Genomic DNA, 18,285 nt, shown 5'->3' with positions numbered 1-18,285 from the left:
CTAGACATGGGAGTAAACAAGACGTGCACCAGCTGCCAGATTGAAGATCTATAATCTTGCAGCTCTCACAGAGGTCTCTGCCTTACATTCTAAGGTCAACAGTATTGCCCGAAGATTCAAAATGGCAAACTAAATTTCGGCTCTGAACTGTTTCCCTGAATTCAGGAAGCCGGACCACCTTGCCTCAATAGAGGCTGTATCGGTAGGTGATAGATAAATCTGGACTTCATATATCTACGGATAATAACGCCAAGGAGATAATGTGATTACACTAGAAGAAATTATTATCGATAGAGGGGATTTGGAGAAAATCTATCGCTCCAACATCTCTTTAACACTATGGAGAGCGGTGAATAAATCGGGTGTTCAACCTTCCAATCCGCTTTACCCCGACCTAAAAGAAAGATCCCTACCCAACGGCAGGATAAGGCTGGCCGATGTTACTACCTACACTAAAAACGGTGTTCTTTACGTTAAATCAGAGGAAAGTATAGGCACATCATTATCCGATCAACAGGGTCTTTTTGGTTATAAAAGTTGGGATTATGTCGTCATTCCAGCCGGTACAATTGTACCAGAAGAGCTTGTAATTACTAAAGACCACTATATTGCTAAGAAAAAGAGCTGGCACTATTCCATCTCTCCAAACTTCGATATGCCTGTTACAAAATTCCTAGATGCACTGGATCAATTGGCTATCAACGCAAAACTCAAACTAGGACCTCGCTCAAATGCCGAATATTGATATAAGATCAATTGCAGTATGTATCCAAGCACTCGAAGATGCAATTCGTTACTACGACTTTCTCTCTCAGTCTGAAACAACGGACAATGATGACTATGAAGAATGCAAGTACATGTATGAACTAGAATTAAGCAAACTGTGTGAGACGTACAAAACAGAAGAAGAAAAGGGTTTGGCTCCAATCCCCCTCAACAAGCTTCTAAAGAATACTAAAACTTAACCAGAGGGATATTATCGGATGCGGAGGGGCAGGCATTACACAAAAATCACTGATCCAACCCGATAAACCATACAACACCGTTAGCAAACGACCTACAAACATGGCTTGTATTCACGTCCTCTACGAGTAACACGATTTTAAACTCGCTATTGTGCCATCCTAAGTGTGACATCGTTCGCTTGCTGTAGATGAAGACGATATTTTCCTAATCCAAAGCTTGTTTGATTCGCAACGGTAGGTTAGCCTCATGCGAAAAAACATTTCCAATTAGGCTAGATCAGCACCGGCACACAAGCTAGCATTTAAACGCGTAGACCTGGAATGTACGCATTATTGATTAAAAGGAGTTACCATGCCTTGTAGTCCTATATCAGGGTTTAGGTTAGATTCAGAGAGCAGGGCCGCTCTGCAACGTATTAACGATAATAAAAAGATCACTAAGTACCTCGGCACTGCACTGAGCCTTGGAGTATTCAATTCCATTTTCACCAAAAGCGAACCTCCAGTCGCCGCCTTTAACATAACCCAAACAGACTGGGAATTATATTCTAAAGCGATGAATGCGCTACCAAGCATACAGAAAAAGGCAATCCAAAAAGAAATAGACCTAATGATAATACACTATCAGATGGGCAAGTATGATCACCAACATGTACAATTCTGGCAGGGAATGAAGCATGCGTGCAAGTAACAATAAGTCGACATCCACCCATATCAGGTTCTTTATTACGTTCTTTTTAGGCCTGGTAACCACGGGATGTAGTGCAGGCCAGACTCTCGATAACACCGAAGAATCTAACCTACTCTCAAAGAAAGTTTTAGAAGCGACATCAATCTATGGTGCTAGAATCGAATGGTGTGATGCGCAAATATTAAAGTATCCAGGAGTGAAGTTTGACCTAAACAGACTTAAAAGTCTTGGCGCCACACGAACAGAATCCATCACTGCGGTGTCTTTCATTAGCTTTAATAATTATTATGAATGTGAAAGAAAAGAGCGTCATAATTTTGCATTTCTTTTAGCTACACTAAAGAATCTTCAAGTGGAGCTGAATGTTGCAACCGATTCGATCGAACGCATTCAAAGCCTGGCAGTCTATCCTTCAAGCAAGGAAATCAAACTTGAGATAGATTATTTAAAGCTCTCTGCCGAGAAACGCGCCTACTACGAATCAGTGCTAGGAACACAACCTTTTGATTTGATGACTGTATTAGAATCCAATGAATTACTGAGACCATAAGTTAAGATGCAGTAGCTCAGACTTGATCTGACAGTTACCCGTTTTCAAAAGGTGGCTGTCAGTTTAGATCTGAGCTAAATCCTTCTCAGCCCAGATCGCTTTGCCATCGATTAAAGTTTCCAACGGCGTTCTACCGCAACACATTTTGCCCTGACGCGTGCGTTCATTGTTGTAGTAATCCATCTACTCGTCCAGATCTTTTTGTAGTTCCTCCAGTGAGGATTACGGCTTCTTGCGAAACGCGACCTGGTAAAATTCAGTAAGAATTGCGTTGTGGAAACGTTCGCAAATACCGTTCGTCTGCGGTGACATGGCTTTAGTCCTAGTGTGATCGATATCGTTGATCGCTAGATAGAGTTGGTAGTCATGCTGATCAACGCGGCCGCAGTACTCTGTTCCGCGATCAGTCAGGATACGCAGCATGGGGAGTTCGTGGGACTCAAAGAATGGCAATACCTTGTCATTCAACGCATCAGCAGCGGTGATAGGTGTTTTGGTAATGTAGAGTTTGCAAAATGCCGCCTTGCTGTAGGTATCGACGAAAGTCTGTTAATAGATTCGCGCCACACCCTTTAAGTTTCCAACGTAGAACGTGTCCTGAGAGCCTAGACCTCCGGGGTGCGCAGTCTCGATCTCACCGCAAGCCTCATCGTCAGTCTTCTTTTTCTATAGCGCAGCCACCTGAGCCTCGCTTAGGATAATGCCGTCGTTAGCTACCTTATTTTCTAAGGCAGCTAGTCGCTTTTTGAAGTTCTCGAGATTGTGCCTCACCCAAATGGATCGAACACCGCTACCAGAGACGAAGACACCGGCCTAACGCAATTCACTGCTGGTCCGATGTTGGCCATGTGCAGGCTGTTCTAAGGCGTAGTCAATGACTGCTCGTTCAGTAGCTTCATCAACCCGATTCTTTGTATTTGGGGTTCGCCGGCTTTTGTTAATCAGGTTATCGACTCTTTCGACCTTTAGCGGCTTTCAGCCGACTTATCAAACAGTCTCACGATCGGTAATGCGAAAAAGCGAGTCTGCGATAAAAACGCACTGCCCTCTCATTTTGCATGCGCTCTACTTTTTGGTAGAAATAGACAGCAATCGTAACAGCCTGCTATGGCGGTATGGGTGCGCTATTGGCCCAGGCGATGAAGAAAAAAAGCAGTTATTTTTTACGGCAAAAAAAAGCCCGCGATTTTGGTCACGGGCTTTTTAATTCGCACTACACGACTAGTCTATGACATTCCAAAAGTAAACAGAAGTTTCCCCATTAGGCACTGTCAACTCCAATTTCAATTCGCCGCCACCTCCAGTTCCATCGGTTCGTATGACGACACTAAAATTCGACGGGACTGACAAGTTTGACGGCACAACTTGGGATTCAGATGTCAAGATTTCAAAACCATCAGCACTGAAGTTAACGGTGGTGCCATTGGCTGCTGCATTTTGAGTAAAACAGTCATCACTAACAGTGACGCCCACTTCAACTTGTCCTCCACCACTCAGATCTATAGTACTTCCGATAGCTGGAGCCGCACCAATAAGCGTCGCAGCACTGCATGTTGTTGCAATCGCTAACTGTTGAAAAACTACCGCAGAATCATCACCATCGCAAACAGCATTTGGATATATTCCATTTAAACACAAACCATCCCACTGGCCGTTAGGCTGATCATATTCCCCGATCACGCCATTGGATGTGTCAACAAAATCTTCTCCAGAGTTACGCTCACCATTTTCGTCAGAATCGAGCCAAGGCTCAGGCAAATCATCGACTAAACTATCGAAAACATCGACACCTTCGTACACGAAATTACCATTGTAGTCATCGAATGTTTCAACTCCCTCAGTAAATGCCAGAACCGAGCACCGCCCATCTGCATATCGCTGATTAGCATTATTACTCGTCCACAAAACTGAACACCCCCTGTCTTCTATAGTACAGTTTGCGTCGATAATCCCGCATTCAGTCCAGAAAGAAACTTGAGTGCCTTCTGAGACCGGATTACCAAACTGATCCGCTGCTATCACGGTTATTCTGGACTCGATTCCGTCTGTACCATTAGAGATTGGAGGGTTGAAGGTTTCAGCGCTAATTGAAAAACTTTTTTGAATCGGCAAACCTGCCGAAATGGAAATACTGTCTGATACGGCGGTTATACCAGTGCTGTCGTGGGTTGCAACAACTTTGATATTCGTTGCAACCGTGCCGCTTTGCAAAACAGTAGAGACAAGGCCTTCAGCGTTAGAAATGTCAGTTTGGGTATTAGGGGCTAGAGTAGCATCTCCCTCTTCTCCCTGAATCGCAAAGGATACCGATTCACCAACTATACTCGCCCCTTGAGCACCCTCAAGCTGGAAAGTAACGACGGTTGTTTCTGTACCGCCAGTACCGGCTAGGTTCAACGTAGTTGTTCCAGCTTCAACGAAAGAAATAGAAAGTACTTCGTCTGCCTCAATCGAAACGGTAACACTGGCCGTTAAAACCTGCTCATCGACGGTGGCCGTAGCAACAATCTCATCGTCACCGGAGCAACCATTAGCTGTGTAAGTTGTGGTACCAAAACCACCGGAATTGGTGGTTACCTGCACATCTGAAAACTGTGCAAGGCCCATTGCATAACAATTGGAAGTGAAATCAACGACTACAGCCGCGCCTAGCGCATCGTTATTGGCGTCAACAAAGTTGACTCTCAATGTGGTTGATCCGCCAGCTTGCAGACTTGTGTCATCCGCACCCAACACCCCCTGAGTAAAGTTAGTGCCGGTGCCATTACCGATTTTGACCCCTGTAAACGTGGAATCCGTGTCTGTGTCGTCGGTATCAGCGATGTCGGTGCCAGTGCCACCTTCTGCCAACCGTGTGTTACTTCCGCCACCACCATCACCACCACAGGCAGTCAAGGTAAGGGACCCCATTACAAGCAGCAAGGCAATCAGGAAGCGGGACTTGCTAGCGTTAGCGCGGATACAGTGTAAGACTGCCATTATTTAATTTCTCCAAAACGCTCCATTTCATCAACTTTCGACTCGACTCCCTGAGAGCGAGCAACTCTTTATATTAGACTTTAACAAGAATAGACAACTTTCTGAACTTTAAGCCCAATATGGAAAATGCAGGTGGCCCCTGTTAAGGGCTGCGGCAATATACCACCCCGCCTCAAATTCTAGTTGAGATCACAGCAAACACGAGCCGAAACCCCGCGGGGAAAGGTAATAAATGCGTACTGCCGCACATTTGGTAGGAATTAGCCGCCATACGGTTACTGTATCGGCGGTGGCATAAAATTCTAAACCCCAGCCTAGGCAAGGGTCGAATTTAGCGTAGGGAGTGCCAGGAGAGTTGATAATAAATTAACGAACCAACTCCCCAGAAAGGAGTGCCACAGCTTGGATCGCCTGGCACCTAGCACCATGATGCCCGTTACACCGGGTTGCTTAGACTGCCGTTAAAGATCGGCTCAAAGGCCGTGAGAGTATCGCGGCTGGCACCATTGCCCAGGCCGTGACTGGGGAAGAGGTTTTCAAATTCGCCGTGCAAGTTGTGCAACGCCAAAAAGTTAAGCACCACGGTTTCCACCAGCAGGTTAACGTTATTGGCCGCCGGGCTGGAAGAGGTTTCGACATCGCCGGAGTCGCGCATGTAGCCTATTTGCTGATGCAGCGCTTGTTCATCCGGCGAGCCGCCCATTAATATTGCGCGCATGCCGGGGTTGTACACCAAAAAGAAAGATGCCGCGGTTTGCTGGTTATCCCCCGTCCATACGCCCTTGCCTCGGCCTTCCACCGAGTTATCCACCATACCGTTGGAAAACACCGAGCCATCGCTGTACACGTACATCATTAACGGCTTGCCCTTGCGGTGGGCGTATTCCAAACAGGCGCCCATACAGCGGCCGGCGCGTAAATCGCGCAGCTCTCCGGTGGCACGGTCGCCGGTGTGGTAATCGTAACCGCCCATGGTGATGGTGCCGGCGGCGGAGTAGCCATTAATGACCAGCTTGGCGATGGAGGCGGTTTTTTCAAACTCGCGGTCGGAGTTGAATTCGTCCACCGAAAACACGCCATCGGCGCCAACTAAATCTGGGTCTGCGGCTGGGTCTAGGCCCTGGGGGTTGCCAAAGCGGTCGGCCAAATCCGCGGCCTTGATGTAGCCACAGCGCACAAGATCTTTTACCACATCATCGGCGGTAATTTGGGTATCCACACTGCCGAGTTTTTGGTCACTGATACGGTAAATGGACTCCATCACCGCAACGGTATCCTGCTGGCTGAGCAATCCGACCAAATCGCCGGTATCCACCAGACCGGTTACGTCGGAACTGCGATCCACCTTGGTGGGCCTCACCTCGGGGTTGATCATGGACATGGGGCTTTGTGAATTGCCACCGGATTCACTGGAGCTGCTGCCCACTAAGGTAACCAGTTCGCCATCGCCCCCGGCCACGTGGATTCCGTACATTGGGTTATGGGGGTTATTGCCGGTATCGTTTTCCGAGCGGGCGGGAATCACCGCACCGTTAATACGGGCAGCGGTATCCGGGCCGAGCTTTTCCATAATGCCGGCTAAAAATTGGCTATCACTGTGAAATGCCAAGCCCAATTGCGTATCCACAAAATCCGTGGCACCGGTGTCTGCATCCGCCACCTGGGGGATCATGTCGCCGGGCAAGCCTTGCTTGCTATAACCACCGGTGGACAAAAAATCCAACTGGCCGCCCTGCTTACCCACCAGCACATTGGAGCCCGCCATATTGGCGCCGCCGGCCAAATCAAAACAAATAAATGGAATGCGATTGGCGGAGCTAATGCCGCCACAGGTGTTGTTGAGCACCTGGGCCACGTCATCGGATAGCGCCGCTGCCGCTTTGTGCGGATTGGCAAATAAACCCAGCACACTGCCCCCCATCACACTGGCCACGCCGGCGGATAAACCCTGGGCGATAAACGATCGCCGCGACAGTGGGCGGTGATCACCGTAGAGTAATGGCTCATCGAGTTGTTTAAAGCGTTTACGGGTTGTCATAGTACTTGGTCTTAGTGCTGTGTCTTGTTGAAATCGGTTGGCGTTCAAATCTTTACTTGGCCGGCTCCCGGTAACCCCGGGCCGCCGGCAATGGCTTATTGCAGTGTAGCCAATGCGCTGCCGGCAGCGGCGGCACAGGTGGCAATGGCCGCTGCACTGGTACCAGAGGCGGCGCTAATGCGATCGTGCAAGTTGGCCAATTCATCTCTTACCGAATTGGCCGCGCTCTCGTCGGGCTGATCCGGGTCGGGTTGGCTGGCGATGGTGGCGCCGCCGTTGCCGGCCAAACCGTTGGCCAGCATGGCAGTTAACAGGCTGTCGATTAACCCGTCGCGGCTGGGTAGGCCTGCTCCAGCATCGGTAACCATGGCATTACAGTAGGCTACCGCTAATTGAGTAACAGCCATTTGGTGCGAGCTTAAAAAGCTGTTGATGTTTTCCACCGAGGGTAACTGTTGCTCTATGGTAGAAAAGGTCGCCGCTACCCGTGCGTCAGTAATGGGCACCTGGGTAATGGCGGCCAGGGTCTCGTTGATTTCAGCGAAGTTTTTGAAGCCGATATCGGGCGCGGGCTCTTGGTCGGCTTGCTCGGCCAACGCGGGAGCTTCGGCTTCCGGCCGGCTGTACTGATTATTGGCCAGGCGATCAAAGCTTAAAAAGAATTGATCTTCACCGGGGCCAAACTCCAGCGGCACCAAGGTGCCGGCGGCGGAGAGCGGCTGGCCGATGCCCGGCTGATAACTGGCGTCGGTGATATTGACCGATAGGTTGGAAAACGCCTGCCCCACCGGGGACTCGCGGCCGTTAACACCGAGGTACATGCCCTCGAGGTTAATATTGCCAATATTGGCGTTGGCATCCAAAGAGATAAAAAACGGCTCGGCAAATAAATAGGCGTAGTCGTCAAATTGGGAGACCTCAAATACCACATAGGCCCGGGGCACATCCACATGCTCTTCAATATTGAACATCAGGTAATAACGCTCGCCCACACCGGCATCAAAATTGGTGGCCACATCTTCCTCTGACATGGCGCGGTTATACACCGCCAAAAAGCGTATTAAGCCTTCCCATCCATATTGGCCGTCCACTTCGGCCCCTAGTACCAGGGCAAAGCTGCTATCCCAGGCATTGAAGTTACCCACCGTGGCGTCTTCCGCCACCAGCTCACCGTTGACGTACAGCTTGCGTCCACTCACCGGGTGGAAGGTGGCCACCACATGTTGCAATGTCGCTTGTAGTACTTCGTCGTCATCCAGTGTGCTTAAACCTGGGCTGCCGTTGGCATCAGAGACGCTAGAACGAGTATAAAAGTCGTAGTTATACAGCGTTTGCCCCAGCATAAAATTACGGCTGTCGGCGGCACCGGAGTAGCTGACGATGCGGGCCGGCCCTTCCTGGCTTACGTTAGCCGGCACAACCCAGGCCTCCAAGCTGAACTCGCCGGTGGAGGCGATCATGTCGTAGAGTTTGCCGCTGTCGGCGGTGAGCGCCTGGGCACGGCCACCGGGGCCAAAACTGAGGCCGTAAGCACCCAGCCATTGCACGTCACCGCTGAGGCTTAAATTTAACGCCGGCTCAATGCCGGTTTTATCGTAGGCCACACTACCCTCACCGGTACTAAAATCCCAAATCGCCACGGCGTTAGATTCCACCCGGCCACCGCTGCTGGCGGTTACGCCATCGTACAGCTCCATAGCCCGGCTGATCACCAGCTCTGGGTTTACCGAAGTCACTGGCACCTGGGCGGAAAACTCGGCAATGGCAAGCTGTAAGGCATCGGCGTTTTCGATGCAGTCCGTCCAGCAATTGTGGAACTCGTTACGCAGTCGCAATACCAGGCGCGAGTTACCCGGCGTGGTTAAGTCGATGCGGGTTTTGGCCGCCTCGTAGGCCACGGCAACATCACTGCTGCCAATAAACGGTTGCTGACCCGTGGCCGCTTCCTCACTGTGGCAGCCTGCGCAATAGGTGTTGAGCATGGGATACACCGTGGTTTCAAAATCCAAGGCGTCCTGGGGAAAATTTTTGCTGTCGCCCACGTCTTTTAACAGGGGGTCAGTCAGTGTAATTGTGTTGGATACGCTGCCAGAGGCCGCCGCCCAGGACTCTATAAAGCCGGTGATGATATCGGCACAGACTGAACTCACCGACTCCCAACAGTTGTGGCCCTCAGCCACTTTGGTCACCAAGCGAGAATCCCCCGGTATATTTAAATCCACCAAAGCATTTGCCTGGGCGTAGGCTTGGTTGATATCGTCACTGCGCAAAAAGCTGGGCGCTTGGTTGGTGTGGCAGGCGCCACAACGTTCGCCACTGTTGAGGTTGTCCCAGACGTAGGTTTTGTAATTTTGTACGTCCGTGGTGGTGGGATTGGGCCCGCTGTAAACCACCTCGGCGATTGCATCGTTGCTGGTGTCTTGGTTGGCAACGGTGGCAGCACCGCCACCTCCGCCGCCACCACAACCGGCCAATAAAAGAACACTAACTAGGGCAACTAGCCCGGCGAATGGATGTCTCATGGCTGCCTCCTATTCGCCTTTGCAGTAGTTTGCGGATTCGGCAAACACTTGTTTAACGTTGTAATTATTGGCCGAAAAACTGCCCACCATGGCGTCTATTTGGGCTCGGTCGTTGCCATCTTGAGGCTCGCGCAAGCACACGGCGCTGAATACCTTTTTCACTTGGCAACTGGCAAAGGCCTCGCTGTGGGCCAGCTCGGTGTTCATGCTGCGAGCGCCGGTGCCACTGCTCGGCAAGGATTCGTCCCAGCCCAGGTGTTTGTTAATGCCTTCGCGCCAGTAGTTGTCCCAGTTGTCGTTGGCAGTGGCATAACCCAACGGAAAGGTATTGGCATTGATGTGGTATTTGGCCTGCACACGGGTGCCGGTTTCTGGGTCTATTTCTCCGGCGCCGTGGTACTCGATTTGGCCATCGTTGCCCTCGGGGTCGGCTTCGGTGTCGTAGTTCCAGCTGTAATAGGCGTAGGCCTGGGCCATTGGGTCCATGCCGCTGTGGCAACTGGAGCAGTTATTTAAAAACACCCGGCTGTCACCGCCTGGGCTGCGCGATACATCCTGGCGAATGCGATCCGGTGCGCGGGTGGCATCCTGTACTTGCTCCAGGTCGTTACACAGGTGGTTCATTAAGGTGTAGCGGAACATGGCGCGGTTGGTACCGGCGTAAAAGAAGGCCCTGGCTGCGGCGCGGGTGGTAATAACACCGGAGGTCGCCTCCGCCGGTAAACCGGTTACGGAAGATTGGGCGGTTTCTACCAATACCGCCGGGTCGCTTAAATCCAGATTTTGCGCTTGCAGTTGCTCGTAGTGGCTGTTGTTGCTGTTGGAATACTCGGGCAAGCCCAGGTTGGCTGCGCCGGTGTAAATGACGTCGTCGTATAGCAGGCCGCGGAAATCCCGTTGATCGCGCACATATCCGATGACGGTGGCGGTATAATCGTTCAGTGGGCGAAAGATATTTTGGTCGCGGTTGGTCCAGGGGGTTACCCAGTTTTTAACGGTTACCGAATAAAAGCGCGGGTCTTCCATGGCGGTGTAGGCCGCGGCCACGGCATCGCCCTCGGCAATATCGGCGGCCATGCGGTTGAGCACCGGCTCGGTGGCCGGCGCACCCACTAGGCGGTCGTGCATACGTTTGGCTTGTTCGTATTCACCGGCGCTAGCGACGGCAGATAAACAACCAAGCAAGGTGGCAGCGATCAAACTCGGCGCTTTAAGCAACCGGGTGCGAGTCAGCTTCCCTGACTGGGTAACGGAAACGTTCATTGTAGAAATAAGCTCTGTGCGTATCTTGGCTCCGCCCTGAATAGCACTCAGTTTTTACGTAGATTGTTTTGACTGGCTGTTTAAAACAAAACGACCATGGTTATTAACCGTGGCAAATGGCCATGGCAAATAACTATGGCAAATAACTATGGCAAACCAAAAACAGAACCGGGTGTTGTTAAGGAGGCAGAGGCAAAAAAGCCTGCGGCCTACCAATAAAAAAACCGGCGGTAACTCGTAAAACCAAGCGGGTGGCTAGGCGGATTCCTTATCAGTGGTATCACTGTAGTTTATTATGCCCGCGGCGGATGTGTATGAAACGGAACTTTTTGTGGGCCAAAATGATAAGCAAGTCCCAAGTTTACCTTTCTAAACACATAATTTTCTGATAAGCGGAAAATGTTAAGGCGTTTTGGTTATAGCCAGCACAAAAACCGTCGATTGGGTTGCTAATACAAAACTAATGCAGCGCTTAAGAGCGCACTAAATTAGAGGGCTGAAGCGAGGCAATTAGACTGCAGAAAATTGGATTTTTTCCACTGCAGTATTTGGCAACCTGGAGGTCGTAACTGAGAAAGATGCCCAAAAATTAAGAAACGTAAATTTTTTAACGCATAACGAGGCATCACAAAAATTTCCAAAAGCGCGGCAAAGAAACTTGCCTTCAACGAGTAAAAACTGGGGCAGGAAGGCAAACGGTTGAGCCCGAAGCAAAACGGGTGTTTTCCGCAAACGAATTTAGATAGGGGCGTAACTCAATAGGGGCAACTGTTAACGGGCAGGGGTAAACCGGCAGAGGTATACGGACAAGGGCCAAGTGAGTGACCGATAATCGGGCAATTAGCCACGGTAAAACAAGCGCAAAGTAAAGCGTGACTCACACCTCAGACCTGTTATCCCGTTTTAAAGACAATTCGCCGCCCGCTTAAAACAGACAACAGGCCTAGCGCCTATAACTAAAGTAAGCAAGCGCGAGCGCTTAATAACGGCCAGCAATATTGAATGGCCTTTCGAGCAAAATTATCGCGCAATTTATCGAAAAAGAGAGATTAAAAATGCGGCTGGCCATTTTTAGCAAACTGTTTTGGCTCGCAACCACCAGTGCGGTTCTGATTAACTGTGGCGGCGGCAACGGAGACGACGGCGACCAAAGCAATAATTCTAGCGTCGGTGACGACGCCGACGCAGTGATTGCGGATATCCCCATTGCGTATATTCGCCGCAGCCTACCGCTGGACGAAGAAACCGGAACGCTCATCGCCAACGATGCGTTAAACCCTCGCCAGTTTATTGCCGGCGCGCAGCTGTTTATTCGTGATCGCGCCGATGCCAACGCCGCAGAAATAAACCTCTCAGCCAGAGTGTTTGGAGACGATGCACAATACGATGTGAAAGATTTAGCCACCAATAATGATGGCTCAAAATTATTGTTTGCCATGCGCGCGCCTGAACTAGAAGACGCCGACGAAGACGAACAACCTACCTGGAATATTTGGCAATACGATTTAACCACCGATGAATTAAACCGAATCATCAGCGATGACATTACCGCCGAGGATGGCCAAGATGTGAGCCCGGCCTACCTGCCCGATGGCCGTATTGTATTTTCATCCAACCGACAAGTGCGCAGCAAAGCCATCTTATTGGACGATGGTAAACCGCAGTACGCCGCGCTCACCGATGACCGTCAAGAAGATGGCTTTGTGTTGCATGTAATGGATGAATTTGGCACCAACCTACAACAAATTACCTTTAATCAAAGCCACGATTTACAGCCAACAGTTTTGCCCAACGGGTTAATTGTGTTTAACCGCTGGAACCGTAAAGGCGGCAACAACCGGTTATCGTTGTTCACCACCCGGCCAGACGGCCAAGACACCCAGGAACTGTACGGCTACAACAGCCAAAACACTGGCAACGATGACAGCGCGGCAATTTTCTTTGACCCGCGCATACTGGCCGATGGCCGCGTGTTGACCATTCTACGCCCCCGCGAAAGCAACAACTGGGGCGGTGATTTAATGGCCATTGATTACGACAACTACAGTGATATTGGCCAGGATATTTACCTGCCCATCAGTGAAGAGCCCGGTGTAGCGGCGGCCACCCCGGGGCAAGAGTCCATCGCCTTTGCCGACGTCATCGTTGATAACGACCCAACCACCATCGCGCTCAACGGCTATTTTTCCGCCGCCACCGAACTCTACGACGACACGCCCCGCCTACTGGTGGCAAGAACAGACTGCCGCCTACAAGATCCAGCGAGCGGAGATATTCTGGGTTGTGTGGCGAGCAACCTTGCCATAGAAGGCATTACCGAAGCAGACCCGCTCTACGGCCTGTGGATCTACAACCTGCAAAACCTGACCTTACAACCGCTGTTTGCCCCCACCCCCGGCTATATGTATACCGATGTGGTGTCGTTTGGCGTGCGCCCGGAAAACACTTTTTTAGCCGATCGCCAAGGCGGTGTAGAACTGAACCAGGATTTGGTCAACGAAGGCGCGGCTGTGTTGCACATTCGCAACGTCTATGAGGTGGCCGGAGAATCTGAAATCGATGTAACTGCCCTAGCAGACCCGGCATTATTTTCTGCCGATGAACGCCCGGCGCGGTTTATCAAAATCGAAAAACCGGTGAGCCAACCCAGCCAAGAGGTACTGGATTTCTCCAACGCCGCCTTTGGCTACACTAACGTAATGCGCGAGATTATGGGCTACGCCCCGGTGGAGCCCGATGGCTCGGTTAAAACGCTGATTCCCACGGATGTGGCACTGACGCTTTCGCTTACCAATGCCGCCGGCCAACGCGTTAGCGGCACCACCAGTGTTTGGTTTAGCGCTCGCCCCGGCCAAACCATTGAATCACACGATTTAAACGTCGGCCTGCGCCGATTAGACGAAACCCAAGCCAGCACCAACCCCGGTGCGCCCATGGACGGCTACAACTTCCCCAATACCGAACCCCTGCTTATTGCCCGAACCGGGGAAACCATGGCTGAAACCTGGGCCCGCATCAACGGCATCCGCCGGTTGAGCGTGGACCTCATCTACCAAGATGAATGGACCAACCCCACTGTGCGCGCCAAAGATCCGAGCTTTGCCTATCAGTACGCCAATTTACAAACGCCGGCGCCAGTCAGCGACGTCTGCCAAAGCCAGTGGCGCTCTGAATGCCGCGTAACCATCAACTATCCCGATCATATTCAACCAATTTGGGATCTTAATCGCCAAGAATTAGACGATGTTGGCAATGTCATCGTCGATAACACCTGCACCCTGTGCCACAATACGCAGAACGAAAACGGTGGTGCCCAGGTACCCGCTGGCCAGTTGGAATTAACCCAATCGCCCTTGGATACCAACAACCGCTACCGCTCCTTTTTAGACGTGGGCGCGGGTGATGTAGAGCTGGAGCTAAACGAAGACGGCGTATTGGTACCGCGCTTAGAGCTGCTACTGGATGGCAACGGCAACCCCATCCCGGTGCGCGATGGCGATGGTAATGTGATTTACCAAACCGATGCCGATGGCAACATCCTACTGGACGCCAATGGCAACCCAGTGCCCGAGTACCAAACCACCTCGGTGGGCAACCCTGGGCCATTAACCCCCGGCGCCGCGGTTGCCAGCCCAGAGTTTTTTGATCGCTTCGCTGAGGGCGGAAGCCACGCGGGCCGGTTAAGCCAAGACGAGCTGAAATTAATTGCAGAATGGCTGGACTTGGGCGCGCAGTACTACAACAATCCGTTTGCTGCACCGCTCAACTAAACAGATGGAACGACTGAGTGTTAAACATTGAATTCCCGGCCAGCCTGAGCGCCCTAACGCGCAGCTTGGCCAACCTTACAGGGATTGGCCTTCTGCTATGGGCGGCTGTCGTCCCAAGCGTCGCCCAAGCGGCGAAAGAACCGCTCATGGCCGAGATAACCATGTCTTATGTAGATGTGTACACCGGCCCCGGTAAAGGCTACCCCATCACCTACGCTCTGGAAAAAGGCGACCAGGTAGAACTGGTAAAAAAACGCACCGATTGGGTCAAAATCAAAACCAAACGCGGCCGTACCGGCTGGGTCATGGTGGCCGATATCAACCAAAACCAAGGTATTAATGGCGAGCAAATCGCTTTTGCTGCACCCACCTTTGAATCCTTCCTAAACCGCCGTTACGAGCTGGGCTTTGGCCTGGGTGATTACGGCGGTGCCGATGCCATTAACGCCTACGTCGGCTGGCGCTGGACACGCAACATCTCGGTGGAAGCCCACGTTGTGGACGTGGTTGGAGATTTCTCCGACGCCTTTGGCTACACCGCCAACATCGTGCTGCAGCCCTTCCCTGAGTGGCGCATTTCGCCCTTTGTTACCCTGGGCACCGGCGAGATCAAAATTAGCCCGGACACCTCCCTGGTGGATACCGAAGAGCGAACCAATACGGTAATACAAGCCGGTGCCGGCGTGTACGGCTATATTACGAGCCGTTTTGTGGCTCGAGTGCAGTACAACAACAACAAGTTGGTTACCGACCGTAACGAAAACGAGGAGATTGACGAATGGCGCTTCGCCTTAACCGCTTTTTTCTGAGCCTACCGTTGCTGGCAGGCCTTATGGCGCCCGCCGTTAATGCTCAACAAGAAGTCCTAGACGACATCATTAAGCCCGATGTAGAACGCCGCACCATCAAAGAAAGCGACATCGACAGCGAAGATTTTGAAATAGGCCTCTATGCCGGTGTGATCAACATCGAAGATTTTGGCAGCAATGACGTCGTCGGCCTGCGCTTGGCTTACCATTTGACCGAGAGCTTCTTTTTTGAAGCTTCCGCCGGCCAAACCCGGTTGGACGAAACCAGCTATGAACTGCTCACCGGCGACATTCAGTTGCTCACCGACGAACAGCGCGATTTGATCTACTATAACTTTTCCATCGGCTACAACCTGCTCCCAGGCGAAGTCTTCGTAGGCTCTAAATGGGCACTTAACACGGCCTTTTACGTGTTGGCGGGTGTGGGCAACACCGATTTTGCCGATGAAGAACATTTTACTTACAACATAGGCGCCGGTTTTAAGGTACTACCAGCCGATTGGCTGAGCATTCGCTTCGATGTGCGCGACCACATGTTCGAGCACGATGTCTTTGGCGAAACTGTAGATACCCACAATATCGAAACCACCCTGGGCTTTAATATTTTCTTTTAAGCCCCTGGCGCGAACAGACAAGGAGCTCTTGCCCCATGCCAGCATCCTCCATGGCTAAAACCTTAGTAAAACCCATTGCCCTAGGGCTGGTTTTGCTTGCCTCATCCGTACCAGGCTTTGCCGCCACCAAGGTCAACAAACCCGCCCCCGATTTCACCTTAAAAATGAAAACCGGTGGCAACTTCCGCCTGGCAGAACACCGTGGTGAAGTGCTATTTATCAACTTTTGGGCCAGCTGGTGTGGCCCCTGCCGGCAAGAGATGCCCATCTTAGATGAACTGCACTCGCGCTATCGCAGTGCTGGGTTTAACGTTATCGGCATCACCATCGACGAAGACCCGCGCAAGGCCGATGCCATGCTGAAAAAAATCCCCGTGACTTTCCCGGTGCTGTACGACGCCGAAAGCTCGGTCAGCGAGTTATTTGACGTGGATGCCATGCCCACCAGCATTTTGGTAGACCGCAGCGGCAAGGTGCGCTACCTACACCGCGGCTATAAGCCGGGTTACGAGGTGGACTACCGCAACCAAATTAGAGAGTTAATCAAAGAATGATGCGAACGCTGAGCTGCGCCATTGCCGTAAGCACCCTGCTCACCACCGGCTGCGCCGTGCAACCTTGGGTTAAACCCTACGAACGGCAGAACCTGGCCGATCCCATCATGAGCTTTGAGCGCGATCAGGTATCGGCCAGTTATATGATTCACGTGTACGACGCTCGCGAGGCTGCCCGCGGTGCCGAGGGTGGTGCCGGCGGAGGCTGTGGTTGTAACTAATGAAGAACAATTTTATCCAAGCCCTGGGGGCTTTGTTTGTAGGCACGGTTGCACTGGTATTAGCCACCAGCGCCGGTGCCGCTGTACTGCCCGAAGACCGCGCCGACATCCTCTACCACAGCTACGATGGCGACAACGTAAAAATTGATGGGCCATCGGTATTGGTGCGTAAAAACGTTGCCGATACCGTCTCGGTTTACGGCAATTATTATGTGGATGAAGTCTCCGGTGCCTCCGTCGATGTACTGAGCTACGGCTCGCCCTACAGCGAAGAACGAGAACAATACAGCGTGGGGGCAGATTACCTCTACGACAAAACCATGATGAGCGCCAGCTACACCAACAGTAGCGAAAACGACTACGAAGCCGACACCTACAGCCTGAGCTTTAGCCAGGATTTCTTCGGCGACCTATCAACGCTCTCCATGGGCGTTAGCTACGGCGAAAACATCGTCGGCCAAAACGGCGACACCAGCTTTAAAGAGTACAACGACCAAACCCGTTACAGCCTTGGCCTCACCCAGGTATTGACCAAAAACCTGATTGTTGCGCTGAACGCAGAATCCGTGGTGGACGAGGGCTATTTAAACAACCCCTATCGCCAAGTACGTTTTTTAACAGGCGACGCCGTTGGCAGAAAAACCGAGCTCTACCCCAGCACTCGCAACAGCGATGCCTACGCCATTAAAGGGATGTTTTACCTACCCTATCGCGCCTCCCTTCGGGCCGATTACCGCCTCTACCGAGACAGCTGGGGCATAGACGCAGACACCTACGAGCTGCGCTACATACACCCGCTAAAGCAGGTAGAAGGTTTAACCTTGGAGCTGCGCTACCGCGTGCACGACCAAACCCAAGCGGATTTCTACAGCGATTTACTGCCCTTTGAAGACGCCACCAACTTCTACGCCCGAGACAAAGAACTCAGCACTTTTTCCACCACCCAACTGGGCGTTGGCTTGAGCTATGAGTACAAACGCCCCTGGCTATTTGTGGACAGAACCACCTTCAATTTGCACTACGACCGGCTGCAGTTTGACTACGATAACTTCCGCGACGCCACCCAAAGCCTTAATGGCAACTACGCCGTTGGCGAGGAACCCTTGTTTAGCTTTGATGCCGACGTCATTCGATTCTTTATTTCTGTTTTTTACTAATAAATTCTGAATAGCCTCGCTGGCCATCCTTCAAAGATGGCCAGCTTTGATCCAGTTCAATACCAACACAATCCATTTTCCCCTCGCTGCGCCTCGCCTCAATCACCATCGCCATCGCCATCGCCATCACCATCTAAGTACGCCAAACTGCA

At 51.5% G+C, this 18,285-nt stretch carries 13 protein-coding genes and 1 pseudogene; 8 read left to right on the top strand and 6 right to left on the bottom strand.

The window, feature by feature from the left end; all coding sequences use genetic code 11:
* The first annotated feature begins 262 nt into the window (after positions 1–262).
* On the top strand, positions 263–745 hold the full coding sequence (locus ACGHM3_RS05530) for a hypothetical protein (protein ID WP_345421526.1): 483 nt from the start codon (positions 263–265) through the stop codon (positions 743–745).
* Between the two features lie 897 nt (positions 746–1,642).
* Positions 1,643–2,206 (top strand): hypothetical protein, encoded by a 564-nt coding sequence (locus ACGHM3_RS05525; RefSeq protein ID WP_345421532.1) that lies wholly within the window; start codon positions 1,643–1,645, stop codon positions 2,204–2,206.
* A gap of 63 nt (positions 2,207–2,269) precedes the next feature.
* Here the strand turns inward: ACGHM3_RS05525 and ACGHM3_RS05520 are convergent.
* The 5 genes and pseudogenes from ACGHM3_RS05520 to ACGHM3_RS05500 all read right to left on the bottom strand — a co-directional run.
* Positions 2,270–3,160, bottom strand: a pseudogene (locus ACGHM3_RS05520) (integrase core domain-containing protein); the annotation flags it as partial.
* Between the two features lie 267 nt (positions 3,161–3,427).
* Positions 3,428–5,101, bottom strand: a complete 1,674-nt coding sequence (locus ACGHM3_RS05515) for a hypothetical protein (protein WP_345421535.1) — start codon at positions 5,099–5,101, stop codon at positions 3,428–3,430.
* A 520-nt stretch (positions 5,102–5,621) separates the two neighbouring features.
* On the bottom strand, positions 5,622–7,223 hold the full coding sequence (locus ACGHM3_RS05510) for a hypothetical protein (protein ID WP_345421538.1): 1,602 nt from the start codon (positions 7,221–7,223) through the stop codon (positions 5,622–5,624).
* Positions 7,224–7,318: 95 nt separating this feature from the next.
* Positions 7,319–9,745, bottom strand: a complete 2,427-nt coding sequence (locus tag ACGHM3_RS05505) for a LamG domain-containing protein (RefSeq protein WP_345421541.1) — start codon at positions 9,743–9,745, stop codon at positions 7,319–7,321.
* A 9-nt stretch (positions 9,746–9,754) separates the two neighbouring features.
* A complete protein-coding gene (locus ACGHM3_RS05500; RefSeq protein WP_345421544.1) occupies positions 9,755–11,008 on the bottom strand; it encodes a hypothetical protein in 1,254 nt (417 codons plus the stop codon).
* Positions 11,009–12,063: 1,055 nt separating this feature from the next.
* Between ACGHM3_RS05500 and ACGHM3_RS05495 the strand changes: the two genes are divergently transcribed.
* Genes ACGHM3_RS05495 through ACGHM3_RS05470 form a run of 6 tightly spaced genes read left to right on the top strand, consistent with a single transcriptional unit; the run spans position 12,064 to position 18,133 of the window.
* Positions 12,064–14,778: a hypothetical protein gene (locus tag ACGHM3_RS05495; RefSeq protein WP_345421547.1), complete on the top strand. Its 2,715-nt coding sequence runs from the start codon at positions 12,064–12,066 to the stop codon at positions 14,776–14,778.
* Positions 14,779–14,795: 17 nt separating this feature from the next.
* Entirely contained in the window at positions 14,796–15,587 is a 792-nt protein-coding gene (locus ACGHM3_RS05490) for an SH3 domain-containing protein (protein WP_345421550.1), read from the top strand.
* Positions 15,557–16,201: an outer membrane beta-barrel domain-containing protein gene (locus tag ACGHM3_RS05485; protein WP_345421553.1), complete on the top strand. Its 645-nt coding sequence runs from the start codon at positions 15,557–15,559 to the stop codon at positions 16,199–16,201. Before ACGHM3_RS05490 ends, ACGHM3_RS05485 begins: the two co-directional genes overlap by 31 nt.
* 35 nt (positions 16,202–16,236) lie before the next feature.
* Positions 16,237–16,755 carry a TlpA disulfide reductase family protein gene (locus ACGHM3_RS05480; RefSeq protein WP_345421556.1) on the top strand — a complete coding sequence of 173 codons (519 nt, stop codon included), beginning with the start codon at positions 16,237–16,239 and terminating at the stop codon, positions 16,753–16,755.
* Positions 16,752–16,976 carry a DUF4266 domain-containing protein gene (locus tag ACGHM3_RS05475; RefSeq protein WP_345421559.1) on the top strand — a complete coding sequence of 75 codons (225 nt, stop codon included), beginning with the start codon at positions 16,752–16,754 and terminating at the stop codon, positions 16,974–16,976. Before ACGHM3_RS05480 ends, ACGHM3_RS05475 begins: the two co-directional genes overlap by 4 nt.
* Positions 16,976–18,133 carry a DUF3570 domain-containing protein gene (locus ACGHM3_RS05470; RefSeq protein ID WP_345421562.1) on the top strand — a complete coding sequence of 386 codons (1,158 nt, stop codon included), beginning with the start codon at positions 16,976–16,978 and terminating at the stop codon, positions 18,131–18,133. The genes ACGHM3_RS05475 and ACGHM3_RS05470 overlap by 1 nt, the downstream gene beginning before the upstream one ends.
* Here ACGHM3_RS05470 and ACGHM3_RS05465 read toward each other — a convergent pair.
* Positions 18,114–18,266: a hypothetical protein gene (locus ACGHM3_RS05465; RefSeq protein ID WP_345421565.1), complete on the bottom strand. Its 153-nt coding sequence runs from the start codon at positions 18,264–18,266 to the stop codon at positions 18,114–18,116. The genes ACGHM3_RS05470 and ACGHM3_RS05465 overlap by 20 nt on opposite strands.
* Positions 18,267–18,285: the final 19 nt, after the last annotated feature.

The sequence above is a fragment of the Halioxenophilus aromaticivorans genome (assembly GCF_042850945.1).
Taxonomy (GTDB): Bacteria; Pseudomonadota; Gammaproteobacteria; order Pseudomonadales; family Cellvibrionaceae; genus Halioxenophilus; species Halioxenophilus aromaticivorans.
The sequence above is the reverse complement of the archived record's forward strand: the minus strand, read 5'-3'. Positions and strand labels throughout refer to the sequence as shown.

What these genes read in the sequence shown, in the direction of transcription:
- ACGHM3_RS05495 (WP_345421547.1), top strand. Translation starts at nt 12,064, where the DNA reads ATGCGGCTGGCCATTTTTAGCAAACTGTTTTGGCTCGCAACCACCAGT.
- ACGHM3_RS05465 (WP_345421565.1), bottom strand. Translation starts at nt 18,266, where the DNA reads ATGGTGATGGCGATGGCGATGGCGATGGTGATTGAGGCGAGGCGCAGC.
- ACGHM3_RS05485 (WP_345421553.1), top strand. Translation starts at nt 15,557, where the DNA reads ATGGCGCTTCGCCTTAACCGCTTTTTTCTGAGCCTACCGTTGCTGGCA.
- ACGHM3_RS05505 (WP_345421541.1), bottom strand. Translation starts at nt 9,745, where the DNA reads ATGAGACATCCATTCGCCGGGCTAGTTGCCCTAGTTAGTGTTCTTTTA.
- ACGHM3_RS05500 (WP_345421544.1), bottom strand. Translation starts at nt 11,008, where the DNA reads ATGAACGTTTCCGTTACCCAGTCAGGGAAGCTGACTCGCACCCGGTTG.
- ACGHM3_RS05510 (WP_345421538.1), bottom strand. Translation starts at nt 7,223, where the DNA reads ATGACAACCCGTAAACGCTTTAAACAACTCGATGAGCCATTACTCTAC.
- ACGHM3_RS05480 (WP_345421556.1), top strand. Translation starts at nt 16,237, where the DNA reads ATGCCAGCATCCTCCATGGCTAAAACCTTAGTAAAACCCATTGCCCTA.
- ACGHM3_RS05470 (WP_345421562.1), top strand. Translation starts at nt 16,976, where the DNA reads ATGAAGAACAATTTTATCCAAGCCCTGGGGGCTTTGTTTGTAGGCACG.
- ACGHM3_RS05525 (WP_345421532.1), top strand. Translation starts at nt 1,643, where the DNA reads ATGCGTGCAAGTAACAATAAGTCGACATCCACCCATATCAGGTTCTTT.
- ACGHM3_RS05475 (WP_345421559.1), top strand. Translation starts at nt 16,752, where the DNA reads ATGATGCGAACGCTGAGCTGCGCCATTGCCGTAAGCACCCTGCTCACC.